General features: G+C 44.9%; 16 protein-coding genes. 3 read left to right on the forward strand and 13 right to left on the reverse strand.

The genetic code is table 11. The annotated features are described in order from the left end of the window. Nucleotides 1–8: 8 nt before the first annotated feature. The 10 genes from trbJ to N7974_RS09800 all read right to left on the reverse strand — a co-directional run bounded on the left by trbJ (nt 9) and on the right by N7974_RS09800 (nt 9064). Nucleotides 9–797, reverse strand: a complete 789-nt coding sequence (gene trbJ, locus N7974_RS09755) for a P-type conjugative transfer protein TrbJ (protein ID WP_262965431.1) — start codon at nt 795–797, stop codon at nt 9–11. A gap of 17 nt (nt 798–814) precedes the next feature. Then, complete coding sequence (locus N7974_RS09760; protein WP_262965432.1) at nt 815–2212, reverse strand: TrbI/VirB10 family protein; 1398 nt, start codon at nt 2210–2212, stop codon at nt 815–817. Between the two features lie 2 nt (nt 2213–2214). Further along, entirely contained in the window at nt 2215–2655 is a 441-nt protein-coding gene (locus tag N7974_RS09765) for a hypothetical protein (RefSeq protein WP_262965433.1), read from the reverse strand. A 3-nt stretch (nt 2656–2658) separates the two neighbouring features. Continuing rightward, nucleotides 2659–3567 (reverse strand): P-type conjugative transfer protein TrbG, encoded by a 909-nt coding sequence (gene trbG / locus N7974_RS09770; protein ID WP_262965434.1) that lies wholly within the window; start codon nt 3565–3567, stop codon nt 2659–2661. Nucleotides 3568–3580: 13 nt separating this feature from the next. After that, the gene (locus N7974_RS09775) at nt 3581–4354 is read right to left on the reverse strand and encodes a VirB8/TrbF family protein (protein WP_262965435.1); all 774 of its coding nucleotides are present in this window, start codon (nt 4352–4354) and stop codon (nt 3581–3583) included. Beyond that, nucleotides 4323–6890, reverse strand: a complete 2568-nt coding sequence (locus N7974_RS09780; protein WP_262965436.1) for a VirB4 family type IV secretion/conjugal transfer ATPase — start codon at nt 6888–6890, stop codon at nt 4323–4325. Before N7974_RS09780 ends, N7974_RS09775 begins: the two co-directional genes overlap by 32 nt. Beyond that, the gene (locus tag N7974_RS09785; RefSeq protein WP_262965437.1) at nt 6887–7198 is read right to left on the reverse strand and encodes a conjugal transfer protein TrbD; all 312 of its coding nucleotides are present in this window, start codon (nt 7196–7198) and stop codon (nt 6887–6889) included. The genes N7974_RS09780 and N7974_RS09785 overlap by 4 nt, the downstream gene beginning before the upstream one ends. Continuing rightward, nucleotides 7199–7585, reverse strand: coding sequence for a TrbC/VirB2 family protein (locus tag N7974_RS09790; protein WP_262965438.1), 387 nt, complete (start codon nt 7583–7585; stop codon nt 7199–7201). It abuts the gene before it with no gap. A gap of 18 nt (nt 7586–7603) precedes the next feature. Then, nucleotides 7604–8563, reverse strand: coding sequence for a P-type conjugative transfer ATPase TrbB (trbB, locus tag N7974_RS09795; protein WP_262965439.1), 960 nt, complete (start codon nt 8561–8563; stop codon nt 7604–7606). A 123-nt stretch (nt 8564–8686) separates the two neighbouring features. After that, nucleotides 8687–9064 (reverse strand): helix-turn-helix domain-containing protein, encoded by a 378-nt coding sequence (locus N7974_RS09800; RefSeq protein WP_262965440.1) that lies wholly within the window; start codon nt 9062–9064, stop codon nt 8687–8689. Nucleotides 9065–9377: 313 nt separating this feature from the next. On the opposite strand from N7974_RS09800, the gene N7974_RS09805 reads away from it, so the two are divergent. The 3 genes from N7974_RS09805 (at nt 9378) to N7974_RS09815 (ending at nt 13861) form a co-directional block, all read left to right on the forward strand. Then, on the forward strand, nt 9378–11462 hold the full coding sequence (locus tag N7974_RS09805) for a TonB-dependent receptor plug domain-containing protein (RefSeq protein ID WP_262965441.1): 2085 nt from the start codon (nt 9378–9380) through the stop codon (nt 11460–11462). Next, nucleotides 11450–12805 carry a cytochrome P450 gene (locus N7974_RS09810; RefSeq protein ID WP_262965442.1) on the forward strand — a complete coding sequence of 452 codons (1356 nt, stop codon included), beginning with the start codon at nt 11450–11452 and terminating at the stop codon, nt 12803–12805. The genes N7974_RS09805 and N7974_RS09810 overlap by 13 nt, the downstream gene beginning before the upstream one ends. A 108-nt stretch (nt 12806–12913) precedes the next feature. Beyond that, a complete protein-coding gene (locus N7974_RS09815) occupies nt 12914–13861 on the forward strand; it encodes a response regulator transcription factor (protein ID WP_262965443.1) in 948 nt (315 codons plus the stop codon). On the opposite strand, the gene N7974_RS09820 is transcribed toward N7974_RS09815, so the two are convergent. From N7974_RS09820 to N7974_RS09830, 3 genes are read right to left on the reverse strand one after another with little or no spacing between them, the layout of a single operon-like run. Then, nucleotides 13818–15290 (reverse strand): ATP-binding protein, encoded by a 1473-nt coding sequence (locus N7974_RS09820; protein ID WP_262965444.1) that lies wholly within the window; start codon nt 15288–15290, stop codon nt 13818–13820. The genes N7974_RS09815 and N7974_RS09820 overlap by 44 nt on opposite strands. Continuing rightward, the gene (locus N7974_RS09825; RefSeq protein WP_262965445.1) at nt 15287–16150 is read right to left on the reverse strand and encodes a type 1 periplasmic-binding domain-containing protein; all 864 of its coding nucleotides are present in this window, start codon (nt 16148–16150) and stop codon (nt 15287–15289) included. Before N7974_RS09825 ends, N7974_RS09820 begins: the two co-directional genes overlap by 4 nt. After that, on the reverse strand, nt 16131–17069 hold the full coding sequence (locus N7974_RS09830; protein ID WP_262965446.1) for a hypothetical protein: 939 nt from the start codon (nt 17067–17069) through the stop codon (nt 16131–16133). Before N7974_RS09830 ends, N7974_RS09825 begins: the two co-directional genes overlap by 20 nt. Between the last annotated feature and the right edge of the window lie 43 nt (nt 17070–17112).

Raw genomic sequence — 17112 nt, forward strand, 5'->3', positions numbered from 1 at the left:
ACCTCCGCTTACCATGAAACGGTTGGACTGGCGACAAAGCTACCCGTGCGAATTTGTGCAGCGATAGCGGCTTGTTGCGCTTCTTGATCTGCAAGCACTTGCTGCCTTGTCACTAAGGCATTTTGCTCTGCGATCAATAGCCCCCTTATTTGTAGTAACTGACTTGATTGGGCACTGGCCAGTTGATTAGCATAACCGATAGCCTGCATTTGGCCGGTCGCGCTTTGGGCGTTGGCTTGTAATTGCATCAAGGTGTTGGCGTCGTTTTGCAGGTCAGTTTGTTGCTGATCCAGTCCTTGTATTGAGGCATTATTTGCATTTTGTTGTGCGGTTGATCCTAGAATCCGGCTGTTTGCAAGCGCCGCCCATTGACTGGGAGTGCAGTTCGCAGAACTAAAGCACGGCGAGTTAGCGTAGGAAGTTATATTTTGATACTGGCCAAGATAATTAGTCAAATTACCAAACAGGTTTTTGTAATTACTCAAGGTATTGGTAGTACGAAGTAGATTCCCCATCGTTGAACTGGCTTGATTCCATAGATAGGATGAAGGTACGGCGGTGTTTTGCAGCATATTTTGATATTGTTGCAATTGCATGGCGTACTGGTTCAATTGCGTTGAATACTGCTGGATTTGTTGGAGTGTTTGAGCAACATCTTCCACCGCTGAAACGATATTTTGGGAAAGATTGCTGCTGTCGATCACCGGAATGCCTGCATAGGTTGGCGAGATAACCCCACTAACCCCAAGCGCGAAAAATAATGCGAATTTAGCGGCTAATTTTTGTAATGATTTCATAGTTTTTCTCCTTGGCATTAATAATCAAAAGACTGATAGGGTTTGGTAAAGGTTAAATCTTTGGTCACGATGATATTAAAACGAAAGCCGGGCCTGATGTCCAAGGTTGGCGCAATGTTCATGTTTTTTTGGATCATTTGTGCGGTGACATGGCCTAATTGCTGCCCCAGAGCTTGACTTAACGCGCTACTGGCATTAGGTGAGTAGCTGCCCGGTCCGGTTGCCGTTGTTTGGTTTGACTGCTGGCTGTACATGATGCCAGCCGTTACGGCTGACATCATTAGCGCTGACCCAAAGACGCGCAGATAATGCTTATCAACCTGATCATGAAATCCCGCATAGCCGGCGCTGTCGACACCGGGCATGGCACCTATATCCAACGCCTTGCCATCGGGAAAAATGATACGCTGCCAGGCGACGAGTACACGAGCCTGACCGTAGGCAACTTGACTCGAATAAGCACCAACTAGCCTTGCCCCTTGCGGAATAAGCAGATATTTACCGGTAGCCGTGTCATAGACATTCTGTGCCACTTGAGCCACAATTTGCCCGGGTAATTCTGAGTTGATCCCCGATATTAGTGTTCCCGGTACCACAAAACCCGCTCTCAGCTCATACGGCGATAGTGGGACTTCCATTGTAGAGTCAAGCTGCCAGCGCTCGCCATGACTGTTATGCCCGAACTGTTCGATAGCATTGCCTTCAGACGATGCCCCGGTTTTTATTAGTCGCCGAGCGCTATCATCATCACTGTCGCCCTGCTCTGCTAACCCTGGAATGACACCGGAATTTTGCAACTGCGCGAGTTTGGCTTTATAGACCATCGTTGGATCCGCATCTATGCTGGCTGAAGCTTGGTGAACAGCTGATCTTTGTAAAAACGCGGCATCCTTTGGATTTATAGCTCCTCCTGGCGGCGATGCTGCGCTTCGGGGCGCTTGTATTTGCACACCGGTATGCGCTTTAATTGCCTCCTGTAGTTGTTGCATTTTCATTTGCCGTATACGCAGCGCTTCCTCGTCGGTAGGCGGTTGTTTTAAAGCTATTTGATTCGGTGGCATCGGGGGGGTATTTAAATTTTCTACCCGAGCAAGGGTTACTGTGGGCTGTGCCAACGATAACTCGGGCACCGTTAATGGCTTAGTGGGTTCTGTTGCGGCAATGATGCCACTCTTGTGATTGCCAGCGATTTTATCGGCGAACTGATTAGTATCTCCGATATTCTCATTGGCATTTTTATCAGGCCTGTTCTGTTTATTCGCTCGATCCGCAGCAACGAGCATCATAACAACAAGAAAAATTAATACCACTCCCCCGATCAGGTACATGGGCAGATTATTAACGCTGCGGACACCGGATGATAGCGTATTAGGCGACTCCTCTGGAGCCATCGATTGATCATGTATTGCAGTCATTATTAATCCTCCTTGCGTGCCCATGAACCGGCTGGCATAACGGTATCGTTGTTCGCCACATAGGCGCGGGTTAAGGTATTACCACCGATACGTATCTTGATCCGATACAGCGCTTGTTCTGTCGTTGTCGGTACATCAATTAGGTACTGTAAAGTTAGGTCCTTATCAGATAGTGGTTTTTGACGATATTCTTGAACGGCATAGCCGTGTTTTCGTAATGTCGTTATAAGACCGGTACCGAACAGGTCAGTCTTCACCATAGCTTGTCCGATATTGATTTGAGCCCTGGCAGGTGGATACAGGGTTTCAATTTGTTTCACCGTATCAATCACTAGCGTAGTATTTAATGCCGGTGGCGTATACTTTACAAAATTACCATATTCCGGGCTTACGCAACCCTCCAACCCGACAATGGCTAACAATATAAGCGTTATATAGTTCATAGCTTATTTACCTCTTTCGATAGTAACGACGTCTTGAGACGATCCCACGCCGGCAATTAAAATCGCCCGGTCAAAAATCGTATCAACAACATAGCGGTCACCCTGAACGCGATAATTGACCATAACGGTTTCATCGTCAGTAAAAACATCACCTTTTTTGCGAATCACCAGCAGGGTTGGAGCTTCGGTTTGTGCCATTGCAGCCGGCATTTGGATGATGGTTTTTTGACCATCGTTGTAAACTCTAACGGGTTTCCACGCTATATCACCCTCACTGGTAACAATATAGTCAAAATTTAAATCGCCCAGATATTCACCGGTTTTCGGAAGAATTTTTTCTTGACGTTGCTTTATTTCGCGGTGCTTAAGAACGTCCCATTTTGCCATGGCCTCCTCTGGATAGGAAAAGGCTACTTTGGGCATATACTGGGTGCGGTGTGAGCGTAATTGAAAGTGATAGGTGCGACGATTTGTAGTCACCACTAACGAGGTTTCAAGCCCTACATCCATCGGCTTGATGATGAGGTGCTGAACCTCCGTTGGGCCGCTACCGGTAATCGCAGGTTCTATAGTCCAGCGCGCAGTATCGCCCAAATTAATTGAGTTGACCTGTTCGCCTTCTTGTAAGGCGACGTCGCAAACTTGAAGCACTGCACAAACGATACTGGGTTGTTGCGCACCATAGAGATAAGTGATGGTGCCATTGATGCCGGATACCGGGGTCATCCCGCTTGCGCTTGATGCTTTCCAACGTTCTGCAATAGCCAGTGCGGATTGCTCTTGTTTCGTCAACTTTGGGTTATTGGTTGATAAATACAGTTCCGCTAAATCCTTATCGCCGGCGACTGCCGAGGCTGTCTGAGCGACAACAAGAAAAACAGGCAGACTCATCAAGATGATTAATTTTTTCATGATTTTGCCCCTTTTAAAACTGTTGTTGTTTCGACCAAGAGAAATCGCGCACGTAAAGACCGATGGGATTTTTGTGCAACTTATCTTCTGTTGTAGTGGCTGTGGGTTCAACGATGTAGACGGTAACCAGCGCCCGCATGTGGGTCGGCTGACCTTTCACAAGCCCTTGACGGTCTCGGATGGTCTCAAGCCAATCGACTTGCCATGTTTCCGGGGTTTGCGGCAACACCGTACCTATATCAATGGCAACCATTTCAGTTTCCGCGCGTTTAAACGGACTGGAGTCTGCGGTGCCATTCAGCCAATCGTTCATTTTTTGCGTTGCCGGATCATTCGGATTTAACAAAGCATAAACCGAGAACACGGCCTTACGTTGCAGCGCCATATCGGGCGTCACTGTTCTCGCATCGGCTATGAAGGCAGCCAGTACTGCCCGAATGATGCGCGGATCCACTTTACTGGCTTTATCTACGGGAGCTACAGCCATCGTTTGCCCAAGTTTATCAACTTCAATGACGTAAGGAATAAACTTGGACTGACTGCCGATATAAATCATGCCACCAATACCGCCGAGAGCTATCAACAGCGATAGAATCCCGAAGATTTGCCATACTTGTCTTGAGGCGACAATACCGCGCGTATGATCGTTCCAAGTGCGACGGGCTGATAGATAAGGGTTATCGCTCTCACCAATGCGGCGACCGCCTTCGAGTAATTTAGTGGATTTTCTGGGATCTTCGGTAAGTGATTTTTTTTTAAAAAGCATGTTGTTGCTCCTGGTAATCATCGAACTGTAAGCCTTTTAGTGATAACCAATGATCAGGCCATTGATCGCCATATTGACTCATTAAGTACTTGATGTGAGTAATTGACTTTTTATCGGATGCACCGACAAATGCCAGAGCCAGAGGTCCTAGCGCCAAATCATAGAGACGGCGACCGGATGCCGATACGTAGTAATACTCACGTTTAGGCACGGCGGTCGCCAAAATATCGATTTGCCGTATATTCAGGCCCATACGCCGGTAAAGCGCAGCAGTATCCTCATCGCGAGCATAGATGTTGGGCAAAAATATCTTGGTCGCCGTCGCTTCGAGGATGACATCCAAGATCCCCGAGTTACTGGCATCCGATAGGCTTTGCGTTGCCATGAGTACCAGACAATTAGCTTTACGCAATACTTTCAACCATTCCCTGATTTTTGCGCGAAATGCGGGGTGAGCGAGCATCAACCAGGCTTCGTCAAGAATAATAGCGGCAGGTTGGCCGTATAACGATCGCTCAATACGCCGGAATAGATACAGCAGTACCGGCAAGGCAAATTTCTCACCCAGATTCATCAGTTCTTCGATTTCGAAAACGGTAAAATCCGACAGTAACAGACCGTCTTTCTCTGCATCCAATAAATGTCCCATAGCACCATCTACGGTGTACGGACGGATGACCTCACGAATCGAGGTGTCTTGAATCTCCAGATAAAATGCGGACAGAGTATGGGCTTTTGCGTGGTATAAGCCCATGATGGCGTTACCGATTTCATTACGTTGCTCTGCTGAGGTATTCAAACCGTTTAATGCCAATAAGGTATCTAGCCACTCCATTGCCCAAGCACGGTCACCCTTGGTTTCAAGAAATTGTAAAGGACAAAAAGCCAATTGGTCATCGTCAGCTGCAATGGTGAAATGCTTACCACTGTTGCCTTGGGTCTTGGCATTAATGGCCGCAGCCAGTGGAAACATCGACATGCCCTTATCAAAGGCGAAGATCGACATACCTTCATAGCGGCGAAGCTGAGCCGCGATAATGCCAAGATGCGTTGATTTACCCGCACCAGTCGGCCCAAAGATAAAGCTATGACCGACATCGCCCTGATGTAAATTAAGCCTGAACGGCGTTGAGCCTTGGGTGACGCAATGCATTAACGCCTGGGAATGCATTGGATACAATGGGCACGGCGCCTGTGCATCGCCCGTCCAAATCGTGCTGGTCGGCAGCAAATCGGCCAAATTCAGGGTATTAATCAGCGGGCGCCGGACATTTTCGACACCGTGCGCAGGTAAACTGCCAAAGTAGGCATCCATGGTATTAATAGTTTCGATACGGGCAGCAAAACCAAGGCGGTTTATCGCTTTTTCGACTTGTCGAGCCGACGCTTCCAGTTTTTTTCGATCTTCGTCCATTAACACCACGACACTGGTGTAATAACCTTGAGCGACCATCCCGCTATTGACTTCAGCAATCGCAGCTTGGGCATCGGCAACCATGGACACCGCATCTTCATCAACAGGCCCGGTATTAGTATTGAACATCTGATCAAAAATACCGCGTATTTTTTGGCGCCATTTTTTACGAAAGGCATCTAACTGTTTGATGGCCTCCGGTGCATCAAGAAAAATAAACCGACTTGACCAACGGTAGGTGATGGGCAATTCAGCCAGAGCCGATAAAATGCCGGGGGTTGATTCCAGCGGAAAGCCTTCAATCGCCACGACCTGGATAAACTGCTTGCCAATTTTTGGCACCACCCCACCCCATAGTTCCTGCCCGCCCAGATAACCGTCCAAATAAATCGGATTGGTCGGTAACTGTACGGGATGGCTTAAACCGGTGAGACAAAATTGTATCCAACTTAACAGGTCATCATGGGTGACTATCGTACCGTCTTCATTCGTTATTTTTTGGCCTTGCATCCGTTTGAGACTAATAGCCGAGGACAACCGTGATTCAATGTTGCTACATTCGCGCTTAAATAACTCCAGCAGATTTTTGGTTTTGATTTTACTGTCCCGGACTTTTTGATCGTCATCGAACATCAGTTCAACAAATTGCTGCTGTGCGAGTAACGGTGGAAAATAGGTGACAGTCAAAACAAAGTAACCTTCGTACATCGTGCTCATGCGCTCGAATAATTGGCGTCTTTCTTCATCAATTGCTGAAGTAATGGCATCGGGGAATTTGGACAGGCCTTTTTCCGGATAGGCCGGGGCCGGTCGCCGCACTGCATCGACATGAATCATCCAACCATTTCCAAGCCCGGATAATGCTTGGTTAATTCGAAAAGAGACGGCTTCTCTCTGTTTATCGGTACTGCTGGCGTTATCATCACCCTGGTAAACCCAGCCCGCCATAAACGAACCGTTTTTACCGACAATGATGCCATCATCGACGACAGCGGCATAATTGAGTAAATCGGCAACGCTGGCATCTTTTGATCGGTGTTTGCTCAATTTATAGGCATTGCCAGCGGCCATAATCAGACGGATGAATAACCCCAGTAGCACGATCCCAAGAGCCGCTATGGCCAGTGTAATAGTTGTAATCATTGATATTGATTCCCTTGGCTTTTGGTGTTGATACGAAAGGGCGTGCTACGTGCAGGGTAATACTTCCGGTACAGACGATGGCGTAGATACACAAAGCGCATTTTTGGATCAGCTTTACCCATGAGGCGGAAGACATAAAGCGCCCCTGACCAGAGTAAGAGCCCGATCAGCGTTGCCCTCAGTTCTTGTGCGCTGAAGGTCAGCGCGAACGCAAGCAGACCGGAAAACATCACTAGCTCACGATCTCCTCCCATAAATAGATTATCTCGGTTGCCCGCTCTTCTGATAGGCATTGTTCGAAGCGCCATTTACGCGACACCTTCTTGATTGATGGAATCTGGAAATACCGTGGGTGGCATTGCATCATAAAATGCGACTTCAGCGCCTGCCCCGAAGAACGAGGACATTACGTTATTGGCACCAACTAACAGCGCCATAACCAGAACTAAAAATATCAGCGTGCGAAAGAAACCATTAAGATCCCCTCCGAAAATCAATACACCACCGGCTATAACGATACCGATGATAGACAAACCGAAAGCGACAGGACCGGTGACTGAATTTTGCAAACTGGTCAACCATGCTTCATACGGCAAGCCGCCAGTGGTACCGGTTGCATACACGGATTCAGGTGCAAGACAGGCAAATGCCAACACTAGGAATAGTGCAAAGTTTTGGGTTTTATTTAATTGCATGGGATGACTCCTAAGGTACTAAAGGGTTTTGATTAAGTATTGACCATCCTGGTAGCCTGAAACCTCAATAATCTCTTGTACTCGACGGCCTTCATTAGTTCTGGCGATATGTACAACAATATGAACCGCCTCGCCAATCAACGGTTCTATGGGTTTGGGTGAGTCGGGATGCATACTGATCAATAGGGATAGACGATCGAGTCCGGACTTGGCATTATTGGCATGTAGCGTTGCCGCACCACCTTCGTGACCGGTGTTCCAAGCCATAAGCAAGTCAAGTGCTTCAGGTCCGCGAACCTCCCCTACCAAGATACGGTCTGGACGCATACGTAAGGTAGTTTTTAGCAACATTGTCATGCTAACTTCCAGACTCGTGTGGTACTGGACACAGTTTATCGCCGCACACTGGATTTCTCCGGTGTCTTCAATAATGAATATTCGTTCGCTGGGATCAAATTCAACCATTTCATTAATGATTGCGTTTACCAGTGTGGTCTTACCGGAACCTGTGCCACCAATAACCAGTATATTTCTGTGTGATTTTATTGCCGATAGCATTATCTCATGCTGGGTGGCCGTCATAATGTCGGCTTCTACATAGTGATTTAAGGTAAAGATGGCAATTGCTTTCTTACGCAGCGAGAAAGTTGGGGCAATAACGACGGGGGGCAGTTGTCCTGCAAAGCGTGATCCATCTAACGGCAATTCTCCTTCCAATAAGGGTTTGAGCCGGGTAACTTCTTTGCCATGATAGCCCGCTATGGTCTTTATAATGGCTTCGCCACGATTTGCAGAGAGCGTTCCAAGACAGCGCATTTTTTCGCCAAGCCTTTCTTGCCACAAATTACCATCAGCATTCAGCATAATTTCGACGGTTTTTGGATCGTTCAAGGCATCAATGATCAGCGGACCTAAGTCACGGACCAGTTTGGCTTTCGCTCTTTCCTTAATTGAATAGTTAGCTTCATCGAGAGACATGATTAATTAATCCGGTCCATTCAAGTAACTTTTAGTTTATCTCATAACTGTAATATATTAAATATTTTTTTAAAAAACAAGCAAAAATATCTCTTAACAAATAACCTGATTTATCAGAGAACGTTACAACTTCGCTTTATTAAGCTGCTTTCGAGCTTCTTCGGCCCATTTATTGACGATATAGGCTTGATGTTCCAGTAATACGGCGGAAACTCGCTTATACCCTTCCGGTAAGCCCGTACCTTTATTGCCGATTAATAATGCCAAAGATTTAGTATCAAGATCTGTTGTTTCCAGCAACACAGGCAATGGCGTATCCAGTGCGTCGGCCAATTGCTCCATGATACGTAGTGATGGATTGTAGCGTCCATTGGTAATGCCCGATATGAATCCCGACGAAACACCAGAGGCTGCCGCTAATTGTTCCTTTGTCCAGTGTTTTTCTTCGAGTAAGCGCAAGATGTTGGTAAAGAAAATTTGACTATATACTTGATTAGACATGAAAATTATAATTATAATTTGTTTAGCAGCTAAATTAATTGACACATTGATTTAAGCTTTAACTAAATCAAATAAGTCACAACTAGCCGTCTTATTTTTAATATCTTTATGATACAGGTTACCCACTTAAAACGGAGCAAAAATAAGATTTTTTTACCCTGCGTTACCGTGTAAATAAAATTTTTATAAGCACTACAGAAAATAATCAGTAAAGCTTCCATAAATGGGTGATTTAAGGAAAATTTAAGAAAAATAATTAATTATTACACTCAGATCTCAAATCTTTTGTCTTGTTATTAACAGAGCATCAATAATGAATTCAATTACCGAGATGTTTCGAATACCTCGTTGTTTTATTTTACTCGTTGTCTTGTCTCAAAATGCCCGCGCAGAAGAATCTGAGAAGGACGATCTTGATTTAATTTACGGCTCAGAGGAAATGCAATCCATTGCAGCAGGTCACCCCGTACCACAAAACCTCAGTCCCAGCGTCACCTCCATCATAACCAGCAAGGACATTGACCGCATTGGAGCCCGACGTTTGTTAGATGTTCTGGAATATCTACCCGGCGTGCATGTTGGCACTGCCAGGAGCGGCAATAGCGTAATTGGCTTTCGCGGCATTTATTCTGAAACAAACGCTCAAATTCTTCTCTTAATAAACGGCATTCCCCAAAGAAATACAGCAATTGGCGGTAAGCCCTCAGACTGGACAATGCCTGTAAAAAACATTTCTCATATAGAAGTAATAAGGGGGCCAGGTTCTATGCTGTACGGTGGCGATGCAACCACTGGAGTAATTAATGTTGTCCTTAAAACCGGAAAAGAACTACAAGGAGGTGATGTCGGCGGCTTCGTTGGCAATCAAGATACTTACGAAGGCTGGGCAGAATACGGCAATAAAAAAGGTGATTGGGAATACGCATTTTCCTTTCAAGACGGAACAACCCAAGGTAATCAAGGAAGAATTAACAGTGACGCCCAAACTTTTTTGGACAGCTTGTTTAAAACCCATGTGTCAAAAGCTCCCGGATTCACCAACAATGGCCGAGAAGATATCGATGCTCGAATTGATGTAGCCTTTAAAGATCAGACAAGATTTAGAGCCGGTTACCAACGCTTTAATAATGTTCAAACTGGCGAAGGCGCAGCACTCGCGTTAGATACCACCGGAGCGAATAATGTAGACATATACAGTATGGACGTCTCGGCAAACAACAAACTCACTAATGACTTAGCTCTTGAATCCAAAATTTATTTTTTAGGTCAACATACAAACTGGGATGTTATGTTATTACCCCCGGGTACATTAGGCGGCTTTCTACCCCAGGGTGCAACAAGCCAGGCAACAAATTTCCAGGGAACATCAGGGCTAACCACACAATTTAATTACCTGGGATTCAAAAAACATAACAATATCTTTGGAACCGGAATTATCTACAACTGGGTAACTGACGTAAGCAATAAGATTAACTATCTCATCACACCGGGTTTTATTCAGCAAATTGATTTAACTGAGGTATCCGCTTTAGGAAGAGATCCCATAACACTATCAAAGAATAGAACAAATTTTTATGCCTTGTTTCAGGACGAATGGAATTTTGCGACTGACTTTTATCTGACAACAGGGTTGAGATACGATTATTACTCGGATGCCTCCGGCGGCATAAGTCCACGCACATCCTTAGTATGGAATATTGATCCTTATTTAACTGCGAAACTGCTTTATAGCCGCGCCTTCCGACCGCCATCGTTTTTAGAAAAAAACCTACCCGCTACGCTAGGCGCAACTATCAAATCAGAAATTATGGACACCGTAGAGTTTCAGGTTGAAAACAAATGGTCTCCAGCATTAATGACCTCGGCAAACGTTTATTGGTTTGAGCTTAATAATTTAATTACCTCAACCAGCGATTCAAATTTAACATCATTTACAGCCGTATCACCAAATCCTGTTGGCTTTGTCAATGCCGGCAAAATTAACGGGATTGGCTTGGAAACTGAAAGCCTCTATAAATTTGATGAACGTGTAAACCTGTCTATCAACTACAGTTATCATGGCTTAAGTAACAGCAACAATACCGGGTTACTGCCTGAGCACATGATAAAAGCGCTAATAAACTGGGAATTTTCCAAAAACTGGGTTCTTGGCAGTCAATTAAATTGGATAGGCGAAAGAAAGCGCCCTGCCAATGACCCACGACCAAATCTTGGCGGCTATTTTATTACGGGGCTAACACTCTCATCCCAGATTGCCAAGCCCCTCGAACTTATTCTTAGAGTTAATAATTTATTTGGCACAAATGCCAAAGAACCAAGCTTAAATCCAATTTTATTGCCGGGAGATGTCCCGGTTACAGAGCGTTCAATACTGGGGCAAATTAAATGGTCATTTTAAAATCGCAACATCAACCACACAAAGAGCGATCAATCATTATTCCTGTACTGCAATCAATCAGAAGACCACTTGCTGCTTTAACAACTATTCACCGAAATTATGGCGATTTGGTTTTAGCCCGTTTTTTCAAGAAAAGACTTCTGTTTGTCAGTAAACCCGAACACATTGAGGAGGTTTATAGCCAGGAAGCTAAGGGCTTGTTGAGTAGGGATTTTCTTTATGATGCAAAAAAATCGCTGTTTGGTGATGGCCTCGTCAACAGTAAAAACGAGATCTGGACAAATCAGCGTCGCATCATGCAACCCTTGTTTACTAAAGAGTCAGTCATTGAATGGGAAAAGATCATTATCAATGAAGCAGACAGTACCAGAAATAAGTTAAAAAATACCACTGATCAAAACATCAATCTATCCTGTGAGCTCAAGAAATTGATTCAAAGGATCTTTATCCGCCTGTTAATGGGTAAATCAGTGGATACCCTAAGCAATAACGATCTGCTGATTAAATCAATAGATACCATCAGTAATGGCTTATTACCGCAACTAGTAACCCAAATTATCAGTAATGGAAAATTGATGTGGCTCATGCCAAACAAAAAAAGAACATACCAACATGCCGTTAATCAACTCACCACTTTTATTAACCAAGAAATCGACAGCAAATATGAGCAACCAGGCCACGACCTTATTTCTTTATTTATCCAGGCCAAAGATAAAAAAACGAACTATTCTATGACAAGGGAGCTATTGAAAGACGAAGCGGTTAACTTGTTTTTTGCAGGACAAGACACCACCATCAACGTACTGTCATGGTTCTTTTACTTGATTGGCAAGCATGATGCTGCGCATAAAAAAATAACCGATGAAATTAGAGCCTACAAAGACGATCCATTAACCCTGGAGAACCTGGTAAAGCTGGTTTATACAAAAGCGGCACTTTATGAAACCTTAAGATTGTATCCACCTACTACCGCTCTTGCTACCCAGGCCCTTCAGGATGTTATGATTGGCGGACAGAATATTACAAAAGGTACAACGATTATTCTCAGTATGTATGCCACCCATCGCAATGAAACGCTCTGGGAACGCCCCAACGAATTTTATCCGGAGCATTTTTCAAACAAGACAGAAACCGAACGGCATAAATACGCTTTTTTTCCTTTTGGTGGAGGCTTGCATAATTGTATTGGCCGACATTTTGCTGAACTGGAAATGCTGATTATCATTGTCACCCTGTTAAGGGAATTCACGGTTAAAACCGATGCCGACATCAAGGAAGCAGCCAGTATTACCCTCAAACCCAACCGTGATATCATCCTCTCTATGATGTTGCTTGGTGATTGATTCAGGATTATTAATATGCTCAATAAACCTAAGAAACTCAAGCCTTTATTTTTTTCAAACAAGTCAGCATTCATGGTTAAACCTTAATTTTTCAGGACTATAAAGCCTATGAAATTACTCGTCGCTTCAAGTTATTCTGAAACAGCAGATGCTCTGCAAGACCAGTTAACCCTCTCGAACATCAAAGGAGACCTGACCTTTGTGGAAACCGTAGATGACCTGATTAACGAATTGAAAAAAGATATCCATGATTTTATTATTACCGAGTATTCGATAGACGGGGCCGATATTTGGCGCTTGGCAAACCTGATTAACTCAACCCAATTAGCCGCGCACACACTCCCGCTTTTCCTGATTAAAGACACCTGTGAAACCGAAATACCCTTGCTACTGGCCAAGGAGCATGCTTTTAAAGTGGTTTCTTTGGCGGAATTGGGACAAGTCTTACCGCCGACTTATGAACACAACCTAAGCACCGGCTATGTTCGTGGACGTAAACCACCGGAAAAACGTACTTTACTCATTATTGAAGATGACGAAGATGCCGCCTTTTTTGCCTATAACGCTCTCAATGACTGCTACGTTATTGATATTGCCAGTGATGGGGAATCGGGACTTGAACTGTGGAAAAAAAAGCGCCATGAACTGGTACTGCTGGATTATATGTTACCCGGTATTAAAGGCGATGGCGTACTGGTTAACATGATGGCCATTGATAAAAACCAGCCGGTGATTATCATGACGGCTTATGACCGTCCAGAGCGCAACCAAAATATGATGCTGAACGGCGCCAGTGAATATTTGTGCAAACCCTTTAACCTGACCGATCTAAGAAGTCAGTGCCAAGCCATTCTTAACCGTGCGAAGTTGATTTACCAAGCTCACTATACGGATACCAAAAATCAAACTTTGAGAAACCAGTTATGGCTACTCAACCATGCCCTGACCAATAATGAATTCGACAAGGCCAAACGGGTAGTGAAGACTATCAAGCTGATTTTCCCCGACACGCCTACAGAGGATGAGCAAGCCGATCTGCTGAGTTTGGAATTTTAACCGTAAATAGAGTGCCTTTACCGACATTTGTTTCGACGGTAATATCGCCACCGAGTTGCTGGACAAATTGCCGAACAATGGCGAGTCCCAAACCGTAACCACCGTATTTCCTCGATAAACTCATGTCTACCTGCCAAAATGCATCAAAAATCCTGGCGCGAAATTCATCGGGTATACCACAACCGGTGTCGCCCACCTGAATAACCAACAAAGCTGGCTCAAGCCACCAGCTCAAAGTAATATCACCATCCAGGGTAAATTTACAGGCATTACTCAATAAATTATTAACGATATGCCTTAACACCTCGGCATCAGCAACCACAGAAACATCCTGGCCGGATAATGTTAAACGGTTCCGATTACGCACCTGCAAGGGCGCCACTTTATCGGCACACCCTTGCAGCAAGGATTTTACCGCCACGACAGCATGAGCGACTTCAAACTGGTTTGCTTCTAATTTTCCATGCAGCAACATATTATCGATATAGCCGTTCAACTCGTTGGCGCGATTCAAGGCCTTGGTATGATATTCCTTATAGAGTTCATGCTTTGGGCCTTGCGGCACTTGTTCATATAACAATTGCAAGCCGGCGACCACCGCATGTAAGGGAGTTTTCATTTCATGTGACACCATAGCCATGATTTGACTCTTGTAGACATTCGCGGCCTGACTGCTGTCGAGCGCTATTTTTAGTGCATTGGTTCTATCTGCCACTCGCTCTTCTAAAGCTTGCTCATTCAGCTCAATCTTGCTGAGCATGTCGTTGAAAACATCTCGCATCATATCAATATCGGCAGCCCCGGAAAATGTAACCCGGCTTCCACGCACACCCTGACTGACATTTTTTAACACCACTGCCATTTCAACCAAGGTCGTCGTAAACAACCCGGAAAAATGGCGGACCACAAAAAAAATAAACGCCGTAAAGATCAGAATAATTAACCCGGAAACCCATAAAAGCTGCCCGAAGACAGACTTTAAATCAGCTTTGGAGATAATGAGTTCAACATGACCTAAATAGTTGGTCGCTTGCGTAATCGGCGCATAAAAACACCAGTAGTCATAGCTCTCAATAACCAACGGCCTGTTAAGACCAATGCGGGTTGCCTTGCAATTCTGGTTACCGCCCGAGGTTGCCAACAACTCGTCTTGGCTATTATAAACAGAGGCTTTCAAAACATTCTTATCAGCAGCAAAATTGTGCGTTAATACTTCGGAAACTGAGGTTGAGCGCATAATTACCGAGTATTTAACAGCGTCCGAGAAGGTCTTGGTATAATCTTGCCAGTAGTGACTGGTGTAGTCGTCCGCATAATTATCAATCACTTTGTACAGCAAACCAATCATCAGACAGTATGCCAGGGCAATGGCGATAAAAACCGTTAAGTTATAACGTTGTCGTAAATTAAGAGGGGCAGGTAAATTCATTTGATCTTTACCGGAATCAGGTCAAGTGTTATGGGGTCAAAGTAAATACCAAGATGCTGGGCAACTTTCTTGTTTAAAGCCAAACGAATCCCTTTAATGCCTTCGTAACCGGGTTTTATCTGCAAAGCCAATTGCCCCAATTGCACGCCTAAGGCAAGCTCATCAGGGTAAAAACCCATGAGCGTTCCGGTATCTAATTGCGCCAGATTCGTTGACAGAAGTATGATTTTTTTATCCCATGCTACTTTAGCAACCTCATAGAGCATGTCGATCGGCAGATTTGCCGGGATAAATACCGCATCCGAAGCCGTCGCCTCCTCCCCCACCAGATGCCCAAGTAAACGAATCGTTGCTAATTGGTCACTGCCTTCCCGCAGTTCAAGTATCGGGCTTGTTTCATTAACTACGGGGACAATTGCCTGATGGCCGGCTTGTTGAACGACAATAACTCGCTTGACGGCAGGTAAGAAACGGGATAACTGGGTACATAAACTGCGGCTATCAAGCGCCAGACTCACTCCGCTATACTCTGAGGGGGTAAAATGCGCCAAACCCACCAGTACGGGTTTAGGATAAGCGGTCTTGTTGATAGCTACAGCCACTCTTTTCCCGAGGACAATGACTTTATCAGGGTTGAAACGATTCAGTTGCGTTTGAACCGTATCAGACCCCTCCGGGACTTCAAGCGACTCCGTAGGGCCAAGCACTTTTTCTATCCCGTCGATGACGTGACTATAGGTTAGCGCTTGCGTAGTATCGGATACCGGATAGGCGACAACTATTCGTGGTTCTTTTCCATCACTGGGACTACTGATAAACAAAAGGCAAAACAGCAGCTCTTTATAAATCCCTTTGCGCATTAATCTGTTTTAGCTGTCTGAGTTCACGGACATAGGACCTGTGGTCAATCCCTGTTAAATCTCTTTTTCGCCAATATTTAGCTGATTGGGCACCTTCTTCCCAAAGGCTAATGGCTTGTATTGTCTTTTTGCACAGATCAATAGACATGTAGGCCTGCATGGTTCGCTGATCCATTCGATGACTGTGAATGGCTTTGAGCAAACTTTCAATCGGATCGTCAAGACCCTCTTTTATTTCGCCCTGACGCGCATTGAGTCGTACCAAAAATGCATCAATCGGTTTATTAAGACCCATCATGATTAATGCTCCCGCCAAAACACCGGTAGCAAAAATATCAGCCTTAGGATTTAAGCTATCGATATGCTTTAATTCCGTGGCGAACAACTGGATGGCCTTTTTCATATCTATGTCTTCCTTTTCCTGGGCTTGTCTTCTGTCCTGCAAGCCTCGCTGCCTGCCTCGTAAGGCGATATTAATCGCCTCATTAATAAACCCCTGTTGAATTCTGGCAGAATTGAAAACCAGACCTAATTCGACATAAATAGCTTTGATTATCTCATTTGAAGGTAACTCTTCCAGTTGCTTTTTTTTCGCTTCGGCATTTAAAGCCAAAAACTGTTTTTCAGTCAGATCAAAAACCTGGGCCATCAAAAAGTCGGGGGGCTCGGCTTTGCCGGACGACCATAATTTCTGGCGCTGCTTGCCGGTTAATTTATAGAGTTTTTCGCCCATCCTGACTAAAGCCACTTGCGAGGTATAGGCTGACAACCCTTTTCCGTGATCCAAAAATAACCAGTGTTTGTCTTCTTGAGCCTCCGCAAAATTAAAAAACAGCGGCTCCTGAATAACCAGCCATTCGGGGTAGGAAAGCTTCAAGGCAGAACACCCCAGCTCGGTAACGCTATAAACTGATTCCATAGTTTGCTTTCAAATCCTGTTTAAATGTATTAGTATTTGCATC

The organism is Methylobacter psychrophilus (genome assembly GCF_025583945.1).
In the GTDB taxonomy this organism is placed as follows: domain Bacteria; phylum Pseudomonadota; class Gammaproteobacteria; order Methylococcales; family Methylomonadaceae; genus Methylobacter_C; species Methylobacter_C psychrophilus.

Coding starts and splice junctions, on each gene's coding strand:
- N7974_RS09765 (WP_262965433.1), bottom strand. CDS start 2,655: ATGAACTATATAACGCTTATATTGTTAGCCATTGTCGGGTTGGAGGGT.
- N7974_RS09810 (WP_262965442.1), top strand. CDS start 11,450: ATGGTCATTTTAAAATCGCAACATCAACCACACAAAGAGCGATCAATC.
- N7974_RS09775 (WP_262965435.1), bottom strand. CDS start 4,354: ATGATTACCAGGAGCAACAACATGCTTTTTAAAAAAAAATCACTTACC.
- N7974_RS09800 (WP_262965440.1), bottom strand. CDS start 9,064: ATGTCTAATCAAGTATATAGTCAAATTTTCTTTACCAACATCTTGCGC.
- N7974_RS09830 (WP_262965446.1), bottom strand. CDS start 17,069: ATGGAATCAGTTTATAGCGTTACCGAGCTGGGGTGTTCTGCCTTGAAG.
- N7974_RS09785 (WP_262965437.1), bottom strand. CDS start 7,198: ATGGCGCTTCGAACAATGCCTATCAGAAGAGCGGGCAACCGAGATAAT.
- N7974_RS09805 (WP_262965441.1), top strand. CDS start 9,378: ATGAATTCAATTACCGAGATGTTTCGAATACCTCGTTGTTTTATTTTA.
- N7974_RS09820 (WP_262965444.1), bottom strand. CDS start 15,290: ATGAATTTACCTGCCCCTCTTAATTTACGACAACGTTATAACTTAACG.
- N7974_RS09780 (WP_262965436.1), bottom strand. CDS start 6,890: ATGATTACAACTATTACACTGGCCATAGCGGCTCTTGGGATCGTGCTA.
- trbG (WP_262965434.1), bottom strand. CDS start 3,567: ATGAAAAAATTAATCATCTTGATGAGTCTGCCTGTTTTTCTTGTTGTC.
- N7974_RS09825 (WP_262965445.1), bottom strand. CDS start 16,150: ATGCGCAAAGGGATTTATAAAGAGCTGCTGTTTTGCCTTTTGTTTATC.
- N7974_RS09790 (WP_262965438.1), bottom strand. CDS start 7,585: ATGCAATTAAATAAAACCCAAAACTTTGCACTATTCCTAGTGTTGGCA.
- N7974_RS09815 (WP_262965443.1), top strand. CDS start 12,914: ATGAAATTACTCGTCGCTTCAAGTTATTCTGAAACAGCAGATGCTCTG.
- N7974_RS09760 (WP_262965432.1), bottom strand. CDS start 2,212: ATGACTGCAATACATGATCAATCGATGGCTCCAGAGGAGTCGCCTAAT.
- trbJ (WP_262965431.1), bottom strand. CDS start 797: ATGAAATCATTACAAAAATTAGCCGCTAAATTCGCATTATTTTTCGCG.
- trbB (WP_262965439.1), bottom strand. CDS start 8,563: ATGTCTCTCGATGAAGCTAACTATTCAATTAAGGAAAGAGCGAAAGCC.